The organism is Paenibacillus sp. RRE4 (assembly GCF_031844205.1).
Classification (GTDB): domain Bacteria; phylum Bacillota; class Bacilli; order Paenibacillales; family Paenibacillaceae; genus Paenibacillus; species Paenibacillus xylanexedens_B.
This window is the reverse complement of record NZ_JAUZUT010000008.1, coordinates 123672-139391: the sequence shown is the minus strand read 5'-3', so window position 1 is coordinate 139391 and position 15720 is coordinate 123672. Positions and strand designations below refer to the sequence as shown.

Genomic DNA, 15720 nt, shown 5'->3' with positions numbered 1-15720 from the left:
CCCTACGGGTCATATTATGGAGGCTTAGCTCAGCTGGGAGAGCATCTGCCTTACAAGCAGAGGGTCGGGGGTTCGATCCCCTCAGCCTCCACCATATTCATTTTTATTGACGCGGGGTGGAGCAGCCCGGTAGCTCGTCGGGCTCATAACCCGAAGGCCGCAGGTTCAAATCCTGCCCCCGCAATTGAAGCTTTCCTAACCGAAAGTGATTTGGAACCGTGGTGTAGTTGGCCTAACATGCCTGCCTGTCACGCAGGAGATCGCGGGTTCGAATCCCGTCGGTTCCGCCATCTTTACAATTTTATCATGCGGAAGTGGCTCAGCGGTAGAGCATCGCCTTGCCAAGGCGAGGGTCGCGGGTTCGATTCCCGTCTTCCGCTCCAATATTTTGCGCCCTTAGCTCAGCTGGATAGAGCGTTTGACTACGAATCAAAAGGCCGGGAGTTCGAATCTCTCAGGGCGCGCCATTATTTTAATAGTTTGCCGGCGTGGCGGAATGGCAGACGCGCTCGACTCAAAATCGAGTGGGAAACCGTGGAGGTTCGAGTCCTCTCGCCGGTATATATAACGGGATGTAGCTCAGCTTGGTAGAGCACCTGGTTTGGGACCAGGGGGTCGCATGTTCAAATCGTGTCATCCCGATTTCTAAAAATCACTATCTAAATCAGATGGTGATTTTTTATTTTTAATAGACATCCACTTCATAAATGTGGATCTCTTAATTACCGAAACTTTTCAGGGTCAAGGCTTTCAAGAGTTTAATGAGATGGGTTTGCATAAAGGTTTCTCCATTAGGTCACAATAGGTTTAAAAAAAGTGATTGAAGGGGTTTATGTGAACAGGTTCACCTTACGAAAACAATTAAAGAGACGCTGGCGGCGATGGAAACGAACATTGTGGATGGTTGCCGCTATATGTGCGGTTACGATATTAGCATACCGTGGTTTATCTATATCAGCAGCAGTTGAGCGTTTACTAACAACCGATTTTGGCGAAGCCTTAAATGTTATGGGCCCAGTTAAACATGATCAACGATCGGCACAGGAAGTTCAGGTGATTGTAGAGCAACTTGAAACGGGTGCAGACCAATTAATATGTGTTGTTTTACAAACCAAATATATTTGCGGTGTTGAAACTGAACAACTGGGAAGAATGGATATCCCTCAATTAAAAATGCTGCTTGCACAACATCCGGAGTGGGAAGCAAAGGTTACTTCCTCGGATACGTTACACCTGAATCAAAGCGTGGATGATCTTTCACCCGTTTGTAAACAAGAAGCCTACATCAGTATCGATGCTACAGGTCATCTCAATCTTTATGAGGGCAAGCCCGCTGAAGAGAACGTTATTCGCACGTTTTTTCAACTCGATGTAGGTACATTGGAAAGTTCATTGCCTGAAGGGGTGCTGGAGCAATTGCAAGAAGGCATCCGAATACAGGATAAAGATGAATATGACAGTGTAATTTCAACGTTTAGTGACTTTGCTGTGGATGAAACGCATCATTTGCTTCGAAATGGCGGATAAACCGACTGGCATAAAGGAATACAACCTCTAAGTCAAAGGTGTAGAGTTACCTAAAGGAAACGTATAACAAAGATAAGTGAAGAGATGGCTAGGGAAGGACATCGTGAGGATGTCCTTTTTGTCGTTTTTTAAGTCAACCCTTCTATAAAATGAGATCTTTGAAGAATGATCACGAAATAGCATAAGCTTTGGCATAGACAAAGTTTTTCCTGCCGCAAGGCCTATCTTTTGTTATAATGAAATGAACGATACATATGTTCGCTTTTGTAAGGGAGAGATGGTTTTGCGTTTTTTGGGAATTGACCCGGGTATTGCAATTGTGGGGTTTGGCTTTGTAGATAAAATCGGGAACAAGGTTGTGCCCGTACAATATGGTTGCATTCAGACGGAAGCACATACACCAGATGAGGATCGGCTTCTTCACGTATATGAGGGCATGGTGCAACTGATTGATAAGTATAAACCAGATGCAGTCGCACTGGAGAAACTCTTTTTTAACCGTAACGTAACAACAGCGATGTCTGTCAGCCAGGCTCGAGGGGTCATGATCCTTGCGGCTGCTCAGAAAGGTCTGCCTATTGCGGAATATACCCCGATGCAGATTAAACAGGCGATTGTGGGCTATGGCAAGGCGGAGAAGAAACAAGTGCAGGAGATGGTCAAAATGTTCCTTCGTCTGCAGGCTGTGCCTAAACCCGATGACGTTGCAGATGCGCTGGCTGTTGCTGTTTGTCATGCGCATTCTTATACATTAAATTCCAAGTTGAATGAGGTATTGCGAAAATGATTGATTTTCTAAGAGGACAGTTCATACATGTCGAGAGTGATTACATTGTTTTAGATGTCCATGGGGTGGGTTACCGTGTGTTCTGTCCGAACCCCTACGCGTTTGCCAAGCAGGAAGGCGAGATAATCGTGTACACCCACCATCATGTGCGTGAAGATGCGATGCTGTTGTTTGGATTTGTGACGAGAGAGGAACAGCGTTTGTTCCGCAAATTGATTGAAGTATCTGGAATTGGCCCAAAAGTGGCGCTAGGTATTCTTGCCGGTGGCACGCCTGATCATGTGGTCACAGCCATTTATCAGGAGAATCTGACATTTTTGACGAAACTGCCAGGTATCGGTAAAAAAACAGCGCAACGTATGATTCTGGACCTGAAGGACAAATTGGACGGTTTCGGTACAGCAGCGTATGAAACGGGTCTCTTTGCACCACCATCCGAAGAGGTTGGAAGCGGGTCCTCATGGGATGAGGCGCGTGAAGGTCTGAAGGCGCTTGGATATACGGATAGTGAACTGGACAAAGTATGGCTCAAGCTGAAAAAAGATGTGACGACCGCCGATTCTGTGGATGTGTTGATGAAGCGGGCACTGCAAATGTTATTTACGGGTTAATTTATATTTATTTTTATTGTCGTACTAGAGTTGTAACCTGCAAGAAAAGGGTGGGAAGAACATGGATGAACGGATTATATCCGCTAACCTGATGATGGAAGATCAGAACGTTGAATTAAGCCTTCGTCCCCGATATCTAAACGAATACATCGGGCAGAATCAGGTGAAGGAAAATCTTAAAATATATATTGAAGCCGCTAAATTGCGGAATGAAGCATTGGATCATGTGCTGTTATATGGACCTCCGGGCCTAGGTAAAACAACACTCGCGAATATTATTGCAAATGAACTTGGTGTAAACCTAAGGACCACTTCAGGACCTGCCATTGAACGTCCAGGTGATCTGGCAGCGCTGCTGACGAATTTGCAAGAGGGGGATGTGTTATTCATTGACGAGATCCATCGACTTCATCGTACCGTTGAAGAGGTGATGTATCCGGCAATGGAGGATTCTGCTCTGGATATTATGATCGGTAAAGGGCCAAGCGCGCGTTCCGTTCGTTTGGACTTGCCTCCATTTACGTTAATAGGTGCTACGACACGCGCAGGACTTTTGTCAGCTCCGCTTCGGGACCGTTTTGGTGTGATTAGTCGTCTGGAGTTCTATACGGTTGATGAACTTGCCTACATCGTTTCACGATCCACTGATATTCTGGGTGTAGAGATTGTTGGGGACGCTGCGGAAGAGATTGCTTTGCGTTCACGAGGGACACCGCGAATTGCAAACCGTTTGTTGAAAAGAGTACGTGATTTTGCACAAGTACGCGGTGATGGCATCATTACACAAGCACTGGCAGAGGAGGCGTTGCAACGCCTGCAGATTGATCCGCGTGGGTTAGACGATATTGATCACAAGATGCTGAAGTCTATGATTAACAGCTTCCGGGGAGGTCCTGTTGGACTGGATACGATAGCCGCTACAATTGGGGAAGAATCTCAGACGATTGAGGATGTGTATGAACCTTATCTGCTACAGATCGGTATGATTCAGCGTACGCCAAGAGGACGTGTAGTTACTGATCTAGCCTATCATCACCTTGGTTTGCCTGTTCCCCCAAGAGACAGCAAGTAAGAGTTAGCTCTTACACATCGTCGAAGCGAAATTCATCAGACAATAGATGAAGAAGCTGAGATGGCCAGGAAACAGACAGCGAACGGAATTCTTGGAAATTGAACAGAAAGTTGAAATCTCTGTGAAAACTGACCGATATAAAGTGAAGGACATGTATGGAGAGGAGCCTGATTGTGGGAAAAGCAATACGCACGAACAAGTGGAGTCGTCGATTGAAGGTACTGGCGGCTGCTCTGTTGACAGTAGGGTGCTTGCATGTGCCAGCTTATGCGGCTGGTGATAATGCACAATTGATTCGAGTAGCTATGTTTGCGAATTTAGGGAGCACATATAAATCAACAACACCTCTAATTACACTTGAATCAGCAGGTTCATGGAGTATTCAGTCTGGTGGTGGTACCAATGTGACTCTTCCATCGGGGCAAACACGTTTTAGTGCAGATGGATTCCGCGTAAAAGTATTAGAAACTGCTGATTTCAAAACAGCCGCAACGGCAGCTAAATTGCTTCAGGTTACGGCTGATAAACCTTTGCTGTATACGGTGACGTTTAATGGAAAAACACTGTATCAGCTATACACTGGCAATTACGGTACAGCAGCACTTGCAGGACAAGCCGTTGCTCGGGTTCAAAAGACAGCTGCGGCTCAATTAGCGGGACAGAAACCGGTTGTAACCGGAAGCGAACGTCTGTCTACAGGGAGTTACACTTCTCTTCAGGAAGCAGAAGCAGCACAGTCAAGTTTGCTTGCAGCGGGATTTACAGCTTATCCTGTATTGCAACTAGATGGAAGCAATCAAAGCTATACCGTATGGGTGGGTGAAGCGACATCTGCGGCGGAGTTATCTACGTTGAAGCAACGTGTGGAATCCAGTGTATCTGGCATTAGCCTCTCTCCTGTAGGTAACAGTCCAGGTTTGATTATCCGTCAGGATGCAGGATTGAGTACGGATGCTCTAAAAACGGCTCCACATTACACGATTGCAGGCCAGGATTCCAAAGTAATGGTACAAGGAAGCGGCAACGGCATAAAAGTTGTAGAGCGCTCCCAGCGTACATATCGCGGAGATATGGAGATCAGCATCGTTAATGGAGATCTGGCTTTAGTTAACGTTGTGCCATTGGAACAATACTTGTACTCGGTTGTTGGAGCAGAAGTGTATTCTTCTTGGCCAGCAGAAGCACTTAAAGTACAGGCGGTGGCTGCCCGCTCCTATGCACTCCAACAGGGTGAGCGTTTTAAAATCGCCAATGTTGTGGACACCACACTGAGCCAGGCGTATAACGGAATGAACTCTGAGAACGACAAAGTAACAAGTGCGGTGGATGCAACGGCTGGAGAAGTGCTCAAAAGCGAAGGCAAAATTGTAGAAGCCGTATTTTCATCTAATGCCGGAGGGCAAACTGCTCATCCTTCTGAAGTGTGGAACGGTGGGGCAGGTGTATTTACAAATGTGGACAGTCGTGGCGATCTGTCTGCGCAGGCTGGACTGCATACATGGTATCATGTGCTGATGAGTTCAGGTGTGAGCGGATATATTCGTGAGGACAATGTAAAAGAATTGACAACGAAGACGGATGCTGGACTCTCCAAAGCAACCGTCACGGCTCAAAATACAAATATTAGACCGATCCCCCTCATTCAATCCAATGTTGAGCCAGTTGCCAAAATCAATCCTGGAACGGAAGTTGTTGTATTGGCAAAAGTGGCTCAATCCAATGATTATGCATGGGTGAGAGGGCCGTTTACTTCGGCACAACTGGTCAAGACATTGCAAGGTAAGACAACGGTACCCGCTCCAGCTTCCATATCAACGTTGGAAGTAACCAAGCGAGGGCCTTCCGGACGAGCACTGGAAGTTACGGCTAACGGGCAACCGTTGACTGTTAAATATGCGGATACGTACCGCTCTGCGCTTGGCGGATTACCAAGCACTTTATTTGATATTGCAGGGACCGGAAGTTATACTGTATTAGGCGCTGACGGTCAAAAAGTCAGCAAAACCGGATCACAGGGCGCTTCAATATTGTCTGCCTCAGGAACGGGCACCTCATCCAGCAACGCACTTGTTGTGATGAGTGCAGATGGTCAAGCGAGAGCCGTGACACAAGGTCAGACCTTTATGTTTATTGGTCAAGGGAATGGACATGGACTTGGCTTATCTCAATGGGGCGCCAAGGGTATGGCTGACGAAGGGTATGATTACCAGACGATATTGAAACACTATTATCAGAACGCGGTTATTGTAAAGGAATAAAAGACTACTATTGCATTAAGGAATGAATAGAGCATGAATGTGAACTTATATGATTTTGAGTTACCAGAGGAGTTAATCGCTCAGACGCCGTTGCTGGATCGTACAGCTTCTCGTTTGCTTACTTTAAACAAGGAGACAGGGGAGGTTGCCCATCACCATTTTCCCCATATTATCGATGTACTGCAGCCTGGAGATACACTGATTCTGAATGATACCCGGGTATTGCCTGCTCGCCTGTTTGGTACCAAAGCGGACACGGGGGCAAAAGCCGAGGTGCTTTTGCTTAAAAACGTCGAAGGTGATCAATGGGAGGCACTCGTCAAGCCGGGTAAAAAGCTGAGAGCTGGCTCTGTCATTGTGTTCAGTGATGAATTAAAGGCCGTCATTAATGAAGTAGGCGAGATGGGCGCACGTACGTTAACGTTTGAGTACAATGGTATTTTCCAAGAGATCCTGGATCGCCTTGGTGAAATGCCATTACCACCCTATATCAAGGAAACGCTGGACGACCGAGAGCGTTACCAGACGGTATATGCCAAACATGAGGGCTCGGCAGCTGCACCGACAGCAGGTTTACACTTTACGGATGAGTTGCTGGATCAGATTCGCGCTAAAGGTGTAAATATTGGATTTATTACCCTGCATGTAGGGCTTGGTACGTTTAGACCGATGTCTGTTGACATGGTTGAGGATCATGTTATGCATGAGGAATATTATTCTTTATCACAGGAAACGGCTGAACTGATTAATCAGACGAAAGAGCGTGGTAATAAGGTTTTTGCAGTGGGCACGACCAGCTGCAGAACGCTGGAGACGGTGGGAAGTAAATTCGAAGATGGCGTGTTGCAGGAAAGCAGCGGCTGGACGAGCATTTTCATCTACCCCGGGTACTCCTTCAAGGTGATTGACGGTATGCTGACTAATTTTCATTTGCCCAAATCAACACTGGTGATGCTTGTTAGTGCTCTTGCAGGCCGAGAGCATATCATGCATGCCTATGAGGAAGCTATCAAGGAGAAATATCGTTTCTTTAGCTTTGGCGATGCGATGTTGATTTATTAATAAACCGATTAACTTTTAGAGGATGATTATAACCAATGGCAGCAATTACGTACGAACATATCAAAACGTGTAAACAATCTGGTGCTCGTCTGGGACGTGTGCATACACCTCATGGTGTTATTGAGACCCCAACGTTCATGCCGGTTGGCACACAAGCAACGGTAAAAACGATGAGTCCCGAAGAATTGAAGGAAATGGATGCTCAGATTATTCTGAGTAATACGTATCATTTGTTCCTGAGACCGGGTCATGAAATTATCCGTCAAGCTGGCGGTTTGCATAAATTCATGAACTGGGATCGTCCTATTTTGACAGATAGCGGTGGTTTTCAGGTGTTCTCCCTTAGTGAGATGCGTAAGATTACCGAAGAGGGCGTACATTTTCGCTCCCATCTGAACGGTGACAAAAAGTTCCTTTCCCCGGAAGTGGCTATGGAAATTCAGAATGCTCTGGGATCAGATATTATGATGGCATTTGATGAATGTCCTCCATATCCAGCTGAATATGAATACGTCAAAAAATCACTCGAAAGAACAACTCGCTGGGCGGAGCGTTGTATTGAAAGTCATGCTCGTCCCCATGATCAAGGCTTGTTTGCTATCGTACAGGGAGGCATGCACGAGGATCTCCGTCGTCAAAGCGCGGCTGATTTGACTTCCATGGATTTCCCGGGGTATGCTATTGGTGGACTGAGTGTTGGAGAACCGAAACATTTGATGTATGGCGTATTGGATTACACGGTGCCTTTGCTACCTTCCAATAAACCAAGGTATTTAATGGGGGTAGGTTCACCCGATGCATTGATTGAGGGATCGATTCGTGGAGTGGACATGTTTGACTGCGTGTTGCCGACCCGAATTGCCCGTAACGGAACAACGATGACAAGTCAGGGACGTCTGGTCGTTCGCAATGCCAAGTTTGCAACCGATTTTGGGCCGCTTGACCCGGAATGTGATTGCTACACTTGCCGTAACTATTCCAGAGCGTACTTGCGCCATCTGATCAAAGCAGATGAAACGTTTGGCTTGCGTCTCACAACGATCCATAATCTTCATTTCCTACAGAACTTGATGCGCAATGTGCGTAAAGCCATAATGGAAGATCGTTTGCTTGATTTCCGGGATGAATTTTTCGATCAATATGGTCTGCATGACAATGACAAAGGTTTCTGATTGAGGTTTTTGCGGAACCGATGCAACAAGCAGTATCTGTACGTATAGTCGATAAGGGGGAGTTTTGATGTTTCAGGGAATGCTTGCAACAACACCTAATGCTGGTGGTGGAATTTTTTCGTTGATCGTACCTTTGGTACTGATGGTCGCGATTTTCTACTTCCTGATGATTCGCCCACAGAACAAAAAGCAAAAAGCACGTAATGCGATGTTGGGCCAGTTGAAAAAAGGCGATAAAATTGTAACGATCGGTGGTCTTCACGGTACGATTGCTGAAATTACAGACGACGTGGTGGTATTGCGTGTAAACGACGTTACCAAGCTTACGTTTGACCGTAATGCGATTAGCAGCGCTGTAAGTCGTGAAACGGCTGAATAATGGTATACATGATGAGAATATGCACCGGCATATTCCCGAAAAGAGAATCGGATCTGAAGTAGATCCGGTTCTCTTTTTGTGTGAGTCGATTATGAGCGTTGTGTGTTGACTCCAAAGATGCCGCCAAGAGCCGATATAAGGAATGCGCTGAGTAGCTGTAAGCTGTCTTTCCAGTTAAACGAAGCGTCCAGTGCCAAGAATCCGATGAGCAACACGAGAAGCCCATAAACGATCCCTGTGAAGCCGCCATAATACCATCCTTTCTCACCCGAGCGTTTCCCCGCAATGAAACCACCGATGAGCAATGACAAACCATGAACAACATAGGTATAGGTGGAAAGATCCTGTTCTCGCATGCCGCTCATCCACAGGAAGAAAGAAAGAATTAATGCTCCGATAAACATCCAGACAAAAGCGTGACAGAGGCCAGACAGAATTGGGTTGGACATCCGAAATGAGAACAAGCGGCGAATCAATTGCATAAAGCAACCCCCTTGTACAAGTTTGAAATTATTACAGTGTATGGTCAAGCCTTCTGACTTATGAACTGATTTCCATTAAATGAACGGATTATTTCTGCATGAGCATGTGAGGTTCAGGTCAAAATAGGGATTGCACTTCAGATCTCTGTACAATGCTGAAATTCGAAGGAGGTTCCTGTTATGAATTTCACTGATTTTGGCCCTCACATATATCGAACGATACTCATGTATTTCCTGGTGTATTGCGCTATTCGTGTTATGGGTAAACGTGAGATCGGCAAGTTATCTATGTTTGATCTGGTCGTGTCAATTATGCTGGCCGAGATGGCTGCTTTTGTGATTGAGGATATTAAAAAACCGCTATCTCATGGTATTGCTCCGATGCTGACCGTCATTGTTATGCAAATCGGGATGGCTTATGTCGGTTTGAAAAGTCGCAAGCTTCGTCTGATGATCGATGGGAAACCTACAGTATTAATCTCCAAAGGCAAGCTTCATCGAGATGAAATGCGCAAGCAACGTTACAATCTGGATGATTTGCTGCTCCAGCTACGGGAACAAAATATTGACAGCATCGGTGATGTAGATTTTGCGCTCCTTGAAACAACCGGGAAACTGACAGTGTTTCCGAAAGATCAGAGCTCGGGAAGTTCTGCTTCCGGTTCCGACTCGGGTTCTTCCAATTCATCTGCACGGCAAAAAGAAAATATTAAGCTGAAAGGTTTTCCCAACATCAAATATGAAGGTTTACCCGTGCCCCTGATTATGGATGGGAAAGTGCAGGATGAGAATTTGGAAATGATCGAGAAAACACGTTTCTGGTTGAAAAATCAAATTCAGCAAAAAGGTATCAACGATTTTAAAGACGTGTTTATATGCTCAATTGATCATAATGGCAAGTTGTATATAAGCGCTCGTGAAGACAAAAAATAAAACTATTTTTTTCCAGATCGACGGTTGAACCATGAGCCAATGAGGGGAGCACGTGATAGATCATGAAAGTCGATCATTTTGGTTAAACCCATGATTATAAAGTAAACAAGCAGACCGGCGGAAGTCGCAAGGATCATTCGGAGCCAGAACGGCAATAGCGCCGCTGTGTGTTCATAGATAAGCAAGGTGGCAGCACCCATGATGAACATGCCAGCTCCGGTTTTGACCCAATCCATCAGCTTGAAACGAAAATTTAATAACCGGCGCACACTCCCTGCGTGTAGCAAAGTTACAACCATTGAATTAATACAGATGGCAATAACGGCACCGAATATACCGTATTCGGGTTGTGAAGCCAGCATCAGAATTAATGAAATTTTGATGACAGCACCGATAAACGTGTTTAATAATGCTTTACCAGGACGGTCAAGCGCCTGCAGCGCGGCCTGTAGTGGAGCTTGAATATAGATAAACAAGGCAAAAGGAGCCATCAGCTTTAACATGCTTCCAATCGATGCATCATCATAGAGTAGCAGACACATCGGTTCGGCAAGCACATACATAAAAACAGAAAAGGGTGCACCAGTGACTAGAGCTAGCCGCAGAGCCTGGTGCATTCTTTTATGAATGAGCGCACGGTCACCATTGGCTGAAGCTTCTGACAGAGAGGGTACGAGTGATGTTGCGAGAGAAGAAGTCAGTGCTCCCGGAAGTAGCAACAGTGGGATTACCATTCCTTGTAATGCACCATATTGAGCTGTGGCTAGCCCTTTAGCAATACCGGCAATGGCGAGACTCTGGGCTGTCACGATCGTTTCAGCGAGATAGGATAAAGAACCGACAAGACGACCTGCTGTAACAGGTACAGATATAGCCAGCAACCGGCGGATCAATCCTCTCTGGGAAGGAGCAGACGCTGTAGAGAACTCATCATTCTCTTGCACGTTGGAAGGGTCATCTTGTAAAGACTCAGATGAAGGAGAAGGAGCCTGTTTTATACGACTATGACGAGAAAGGGGCAATTCTTTTTTAAACTTTGCATAATTCCACAGCAGAACCAGCATACCGGCGAGTTCCCCAACCATAGCACCGAGCATTGCCCCAGCGGCTGCATGTTCAATCCCTTTAGGTAACAAAAGCCATGCAAACCAGATCACAAAAATGATGCGGATGATGGTTTCAGTAATGGATGAAATCGCTGTAGGCATCATATTTTGCTTACCTTGAAAATATCCCCTGTATACCGCTGAAACTGCTATGATCGCAATCATAGGGCTCATGCTGACAAACGTATGATATACTCGCTCATCCGTAAGGACATATTGGGTGATCCAAGGAGCAAAGAGGATACATAGAAACATAAAAACTACACCGAGCGTGAGTGTGAAGCTAAGGCTGATCTGTAATATACGTTGGGGCGAATAACGGTTGGCCCCCGTTTCGGCTTCGGCGACAAGCTTGGCCACAGCTAAAGGAATGCCCCCGGTAATCAGTGTCACCAACACGATGAAAAAGGGATAGCTCAGCTGATAGATGCCAACACCCTCTGCACCGATCACTCTTGGAAGAGCAATTCGCGGAATGAAGCCGAGAATCCGGTTGATAATGCCTGCCGCGAGCAGGATCATGGCCCCCTGAATAAAAGTCTGTTTCTTCAAAACTACCCCTCTTTCCCGGTTGAAGGTACAGGTTATCCTCATTGAAGGTACAGGTTATCCTCATTAATGGGACAAAGCCGTTGTATTTCATCCTATGCCGGTCTTTCATCATCTCATGACAACTTGGACACGATTAGCAAAAAGAACCATAAACAACAAGAAGGAATATGAATGGTTGGGGTCGAATGATGTAGTATTGGTGCCGCATAAAGGCTTGGATGTAAGAAGGGAGGCTCCCCGTTGGAAGAAATGAATGATGTGGAGTTGGAACAGTCAATAGAGATACTCTGTCGTAGCAAGGCGGAGGAATTAAGGCTTGTCGGTTACGAATATGTCACCAGCAAAGATGTCTGGAATTGTGTCAGTCACAAATACGAAAAACAGGGTATTCCACCACTTCACCAACTGGTGAACGACATATTGTCACTGAAAGCAACAAGCTTTATGAACTTTATGACGGTGTCTGCATACCGGGGGTCCTCTTTCTAGAAGAAAGGGATCTTTTTTGTTGAAAATTGACTGCTTTTTACGGCATCGCTATAATAGGAATATTGAGAACGAAAGGGGATCTAGGAATGGCATGAAAAGAATTATCAGTTTCATTCTGGTCGTGCTTGTCACCACAGGGGTTATGGTGGGTACAAGCCCGGAGCTGCTCAAAAATATACGCTTGGGCCTTGATTTAAAGGGAGGCTACGAGATCTTATATGAAGCAGAGCCGCTCGAAGCAGGGCAGCAAGTCAGCAAAGCCTCTTTGGTGCAAACAGCCAAAAGCCTCGAAAGCCGTGCCAATGCGCTCGGAACAAGTGAGCCGGAAGTAACTACAGAAGGAACCAACCGGATTCGGTTGAAACTGGCAGGGGTTACAGATGAGGCTGAGGTTAGAGCCAAAATGAAAGAACCCGCTGTTCTGACATTCCGGAGTAAAGCACCGGATGACAAAGAAGGCGAGTTTACCAAGATTGAGCTTCGCGGGAATGAGTTCGTTGAAAATGCGGCCAAGGTTGTGTTCACACAACTGAACCAGCCGATGATCGACATTAAAGTCAAAGACAAAGCGAAATTCTCTGAAATCACGAAACGATTGCTCGGAAAACCCCTGGCTATCTATTTGGATGATCAGTTGCTCTCAGCACCAACCGTGCAGCAACAGCTGACTGATGGTTCAGCACAAATCTCGGGTAATTATACACGTGAGGAAGCGAATCAGCTTCGTGATACGATTAACCTGGGTGCACTGCCGCTGAAACTTACGGAGAAATACTCCCAAAGCGTAGGCGCAACGCTCGGTAAATTGTCTTTGGATCAGACGATTAAAGCCGGTTTTATTGGCTCAATCATCATTCTGATCTTCATGATTGGATTGTATCGCGTACCAGGTATCATCGCGAGTTTTGCACTAATCACCCATACTTGGCTAGTCCTTGCGATTTTTTATCTTGGAGAGTTTGTACTGACCCTCCCAGGGATCGCGGCCTTTATTCTTGGTATAGGTATGGCGGTTGATGCAAACATCATTACGTACGAACGGATTAAGGAAGAGATGCGCAGCGGCAAGTCTATCTTGTCATCCGTTAAAGCTGGCAGTAAACACTCCTTCCGTACGATTATTGACTCCAATATCACAACCATTATTGCAGCAGCTGTAATGTTCTTCTTGGGTACTGGTGCAGTTAAAGGTTTTGCACTCGTACTGATTTTCGATATTGTGACGAGTATCATCACGAATATTTTCTTCTCTCGCTTCCTGTTAACCCTGCTTGTACGGGGTAACGTGATCAAGAAGCCTAAGTATTTCGGAGTGAAGGAGAGTGAAATTCGTGCGCTTTAATTGGAACTATGATTATATAAAAGGTAGTAAACTTGCCTATATCTTTTCCATTATTCTAACCGTGGCGGGGATCGTCAGTGTGCTGTGGTTAGGACTTAACTATGCAGTTGACTTCAAATCAGGCTCCAATGTGGATATCACAGTATCCAAAGCAATCACAACGGAGCAGATTAATCCGATCATCAAGGATATGGATGTCAAAGAGGGTGATGTTCACATCACGCCGGGCGCAGATCGGGTCAATGTTCGTTTTTCCAATGTACTGGATGAAAATATGGAGAGTAAATTCAAGCAGGAATTTAGCAAGCTGGATTCCACAGCTTCTTATGAGGTCAACACCGTTGATCCGGAGATGGCGAAGGAACTGGAGCGTAACGCGATCTATGCCGTTCTCATTGCGAGTATCGGGATTATGATCTATGTGGCCATCCGCTTCGAATGGCGCTTTGGTCTTGCAGCTGTTATCGCACTCTTCCATGATGCATTTGTCGTTATCAGTATATTCTCCATCTTCCGATTGGAAGTGGATTTGACCTTTATTACAGCAGTGCTGACAATTGTCGGTTTCTCGATCAACGATACCATCGTTATCTTTGACCGGATTCGTGAAAATCTGCGTTTTGCCAAAAAGACAACGAAAGCCGATTTACGTGAAGTTGTGAATCATAGTTTGGCTCAAACGATGACCCGTTCATTGAACACAACGTTTACGGTATTTGCTGCTTCAATCTGTTTGTTCATCTTTGGTGGAGAGTCCATTCGTATGTTCTCTCTTGCTATGGTAATCGGAACATTGTTCGGTGCTTATTCTTCCATCTTCATTGCTGCTCCGCTCTGGTTGGTGCTTAAAGGTAAACAAATTAGCAAACCTAAAACAGCGGCAAAAGCTTCTAACTAAACATCGAAATGTAAAGCCGCGTCTGCCAGGCGCGGTTTTGCAACGTTAAGTACAGAATTAAGGGGGAATCAACATGACAAGAGAAGCTGGTCGGTCCGCACAAGCGGCAACATGGAGCGGGATCGTCGGAAACTTGGCGCTTGCAGTCATCAAAACAGGAGTAGGACACATGGCGAATAGTAAATCTTTACTGGCCGACGGCTTGTATTCTGCCTCTGAAGCTGCCTCTTCTCTGGTTGCTCTTTTCCCCTCACGATCTGTACAACCCAAAGGCAAAGTGCAAAAGGAACGCCTAAGAGAACATGCAAGGGCTGCAAAACCGGGCATGACGGTTCTGTTAGCAGTGCTTATTTTGATGGGAGGCCTGCAGCTGGCTATTTCCGCATTAAGCAGTCTATCCAGTGGTGAACTCGAAGCACCTGGAAAGTCTGTACTTTTGGTAGCTGTTGCTGCGTTAGCTGTGAAAGAAGCTATATTTCAATTTCAGTACCGATATTTCCGTAAACGAAATCAGTCCCAAGCTATGTCTTATGCCTTGCAACACAGACGTGCATTATATTGTTCACTAGCGGTTTTAATAGGTATCATCGGCGCGATGGCAGGAGAAGAAACAGGTTTGAGTCTGCTGTTGTACCTTGATCCAACCGCTGCTCTTATTGCTTCCGGTTTCATTTTGTATAAAGGTTATCGAATGATTGTAGACACGGTCTATGGTTCACTTGTTCAAGAACTTGAGCAGGAGGATGCTGCGGACTACAAAGAAACCGTACAGCGGGTATACGGTATTATCACGATTGAACATTTGGTTGCACGGGAGCAGGAACATGATGTTACCATTGAGTTAGTTGTTAGTGTTAATCCCAGAATCTCCATATTGGAGGCGCAAGAAATTGCAAACCGAGCCAAGACATTGCTGTTAACACGTTTCAGCCATGTAAAAGAAGTTCAGATCCAGGCTATACCCTATGATCCTGGATATCCTTATAAATCCAATCATGACCTGCCCGATCATGAAGCGACATTAATTCAGTGATGGCGCTGGGATCTCGT

At 45.7% G+C, this 15720-nt stretch carries 15 protein-coding genes and 7 tRNA genes; 20 read left to right on the top strand and 2 right to left on the bottom strand.

The annotated features are described in order from the left end of the window. Nucleotides 1–18 precede the first annotated feature (18 nt). The 15 genes from Q9R46_RS24285 to yajC all read left to right on the top strand — a co-directional run bounded on the left by Q9R46_RS24285 (nucleotide 19) and on the right by yajC (nucleotide 8868). A tRNA-Val gene (locus Q9R46_RS24285) sits at nucleotides 19–94 on the top strand. Nucleotides 95–110: 16 nt separating this feature from the next. Further along, nucleotides 111–184 (top strand) — tRNA-Met (locus Q9R46_RS24280). Between the two features lie 28 nt (nucleotides 185–212). Continuing rightward, nucleotides 213–290: transfer RNA gene (locus Q9R46_RS24275), tRNA-Asp, on the top strand. An 18-nt stretch (nucleotides 291–308) separates the two neighbouring features. After that, nucleotides 309–383 (top strand) — tRNA-Gly (locus Q9R46_RS24270). A 7-nt stretch (nucleotides 384–390) separates the two neighbouring features. Continuing rightward, a tRNA-Arg gene (locus tag Q9R46_RS24265) sits at nucleotides 391–467 on the top strand. 15 nt (nucleotides 468–482) lie between these two features. Further along, a tRNA-Leu gene (locus tag Q9R46_RS24260) sits at nucleotides 483–561 on the top strand. A gap of 7 nt (nucleotides 562–568) precedes the next feature. Next, a tRNA-Pro gene (locus Q9R46_RS24255) sits at nucleotides 569–642 on the top strand. A gap of 192 nt (nucleotides 643–834) precedes the next feature. Next, a complete protein-coding gene (locus Q9R46_RS24250; protein ID WP_311282102.1) occupies nucleotides 835–1527 on the top strand; it encodes a BofC C-terminal domain-containing protein in 693 nt (230 codons plus the stop codon). A 283-nt stretch (nucleotides 1528–1810) separates the two neighbouring features. Continuing rightward, on the top strand, nucleotides 1811–2314 hold the full coding sequence (ruvC, locus tag Q9R46_RS24245; protein ID WP_145332690.1) for a crossover junction endodeoxyribonuclease RuvC: 504 nt from the start codon (nucleotides 1811–1813) through the stop codon (nucleotides 2312–2314). Further along, on the top strand, nucleotides 2311–2925 hold the full coding sequence (gene ruvA, locus Q9R46_RS24240) for a Holliday junction branch migration protein RuvA (RefSeq protein WP_154887473.1): 615 nt from the start codon (nucleotides 2311–2313) through the stop codon (nucleotides 2923–2925). The genes ruvC and ruvA overlap by 4 nt, the downstream gene beginning before the upstream one ends. A 61-nt stretch (nucleotides 2926–2986) precedes the next feature. Beyond that, the gene (ruvB, locus tag Q9R46_RS24235) at nucleotides 2987–3997 is read left to right on the top strand and encodes a Holliday junction branch migration DNA helicase RuvB (protein WP_123066274.1); all 1011 of its coding nucleotides are present in this window, start codon (nucleotides 2987–2989) and stop codon (nucleotides 3995–3997) included. A 170-nt stretch (nucleotides 3998–4167) separates the two neighbouring features. After that, complete coding sequence (locus Q9R46_RS24230) at nucleotides 4168–6255, top strand: SpoIID/LytB domain-containing protein (RefSeq protein ID WP_397386416.1); 2088 nt, start codon at nucleotides 4168–4170, stop codon at nucleotides 6253–6255. Between the two features lie 33 nt (nucleotides 6256–6288). Continuing rightward, nucleotides 6289–7317: a tRNA preQ1(34) S-adenosylmethionine ribosyltransferase-isomerase QueA gene (gene queA / locus Q9R46_RS24225; protein ID WP_145332687.1), complete on the top strand. Its 1029-nt coding sequence runs from the start codon at nucleotides 6289–6291 to the stop codon at nucleotides 7315–7317. Nucleotides 7318–7352: 35 nt separating this feature from the next. Then, the gene (gene tgt, locus Q9R46_RS24220; protein WP_090915605.1) at nucleotides 7353–8489 is read left to right on the top strand and encodes a tRNA guanosine(34) transglycosylase Tgt; all 1137 of its coding nucleotides are present in this window, start codon (nucleotides 7353–7355) and stop codon (nucleotides 8487–8489) included. Nucleotides 8490–8556: 67 nt separating this feature from the next. Then, nucleotides 8557–8868, top strand: coding sequence for a preprotein translocase subunit YajC (yajC, locus tag Q9R46_RS24215; protein WP_090915603.1), 312 nt, complete (start codon nucleotides 8557–8559; stop codon nucleotides 8866–8868). Between the two features lie 89 nt (nucleotides 8869–8957). Here yajC and Q9R46_RS24210 read toward each other — a convergent pair whose 3' ends face one another. Continuing rightward, on the bottom strand, nucleotides 8958–9350 hold the full coding sequence (locus tag Q9R46_RS24210) for a TIGR04086 family membrane protein (protein ID WP_145332686.1): 393 nt from the start codon (nucleotides 9348–9350) through the stop codon (nucleotides 8958–8960). Nucleotides 9351–9530: 180 nt separating this feature from the next. Here Q9R46_RS24210 and Q9R46_RS24205 point away from each other — a divergent pair, with 180 nt between their 5' ends. Continuing rightward, nucleotides 9531–10283: a YetF domain-containing protein gene (locus Q9R46_RS24205; RefSeq protein WP_145332685.1), complete on the top strand. Its 753-nt coding sequence runs from the start codon at nucleotides 9531–9533 to the stop codon at nucleotides 10281–10283. 2 nt (nucleotides 10284–10285) lie between these two features. On the opposite strand, the gene Q9R46_RS24200 is transcribed toward Q9R46_RS24205, so the two are convergent. Beyond that, nucleotides 10286–11941: a putative polysaccharide biosynthesis protein gene (locus Q9R46_RS24200; protein WP_311282100.1), complete on the bottom strand. Its 1656-nt coding sequence runs from the start codon at nucleotides 11939–11941 to the stop codon at nucleotides 10286–10288. Nucleotides 11942–12190: 249 nt separating this feature from the next. Between Q9R46_RS24200 and Q9R46_RS24195 the strand changes: the two genes are divergently transcribed. The 4 genes from Q9R46_RS24195 to Q9R46_RS24180 all read left to right on the top strand — a co-directional run bounded on the left by Q9R46_RS24195 (nucleotide 12191) and on the right by Q9R46_RS24180 (nucleotide 15703). Beyond that, the gene (locus tag Q9R46_RS24195) at nucleotides 12191–12430 is read left to right on the top strand and encodes a post-transcriptional regulator (protein WP_145332921.1); all 240 of its coding nucleotides are present in this window, start codon (nucleotides 12191–12193) and stop codon (nucleotides 12428–12430) included. Between the two features lie 91 nt (nucleotides 12431–12521). Next, complete coding sequence (gene secD, locus Q9R46_RS24190; RefSeq protein ID WP_311282098.1) at nucleotides 12522–13772, top strand: protein translocase subunit SecD; 1251 nt, start codon at nucleotides 12522–12524, stop codon at nucleotides 13770–13772. Continuing rightward, nucleotides 13762–14670: a protein translocase subunit SecF gene (secF, locus tag Q9R46_RS24185; protein ID WP_311282097.1), complete on the top strand. Its 909-nt coding sequence runs from the start codon at nucleotides 13762–13764 to the stop codon at nucleotides 14668–14670. Before secD ends, secF begins: the two co-directional genes overlap by 11 nt. A gap of 73 nt (nucleotides 14671–14743) precedes the next feature. Beyond that, nucleotides 14744–15703, top strand: coding sequence for a cation diffusion facilitator family transporter (locus tag Q9R46_RS24180; protein ID WP_311282096.1), 960 nt, complete (start codon nucleotides 14744–14746; stop codon nucleotides 15701–15703). The last annotated feature ends 17 nt before the right edge of the window (nucleotides 15704–15720 follow it).

Excerpts from the sequence above, each read along its gene's own strand:
- ruvA (WP_154887473.1), top strand. The coding sequence starts at position 2,311 with ATGATTGATTTTCTAAGAGGACAGTTCATACATGTCGAGAGTGATTAC.
- ruvB (WP_123066274.1), top strand. The coding sequence starts at position 2,987 with ATGGATGAACGGATTATATCCGCTAACCTGATGATGGAAGATCAGAAC.
- queA (WP_145332687.1), top strand. The coding sequence starts at position 6,289 with ATGAATGTGAACTTATATGATTTTGAGTTACCAGAGGAGTTAATCGCT.
- tgt (WP_090915605.1), top strand. The coding sequence starts at position 7,353 with ATGGCAGCAATTACGTACGAACATATCAAAACGTGTAAACAATCTGGT.
- yajC (WP_090915603.1), top strand. The coding sequence starts at position 8,557 with ATGTTTCAGGGAATGCTTGCAACAACACCTAATGCTGGTGGTGGAATT.
- Q9R46_RS24210 (WP_145332686.1), bottom strand. The coding sequence starts at position 9,350 with ATGCAATTGATTCGCCGCTTGTTCTCATTTCGGATGTCCAACCCAATT.
- Q9R46_RS24205 (WP_145332685.1), top strand. The coding sequence starts at position 9,531 with ATGAATTTCACTGATTTTGGCCCTCACATATATCGAACGATACTCATG.
- Q9R46_RS24195 (WP_145332921.1), top strand. The coding sequence starts at position 12,191 with ATGAATGATGTGGAGTTGGAACAGTCAATAGAGATACTCTGTCGTAGC.
- secD (WP_311282098.1), top strand. The coding sequence starts at position 12,522 with ATGAAAAGAATTATCAGTTTCATTCTGGTCGTGCTTGTCACCACAGGG.
- Q9R46_RS24180 (WP_311282096.1), top strand. The coding sequence starts at position 14,744 with ATGACAAGAGAAGCTGGTCGGTCCGCACAAGCGGCAACATGGAGCGGG.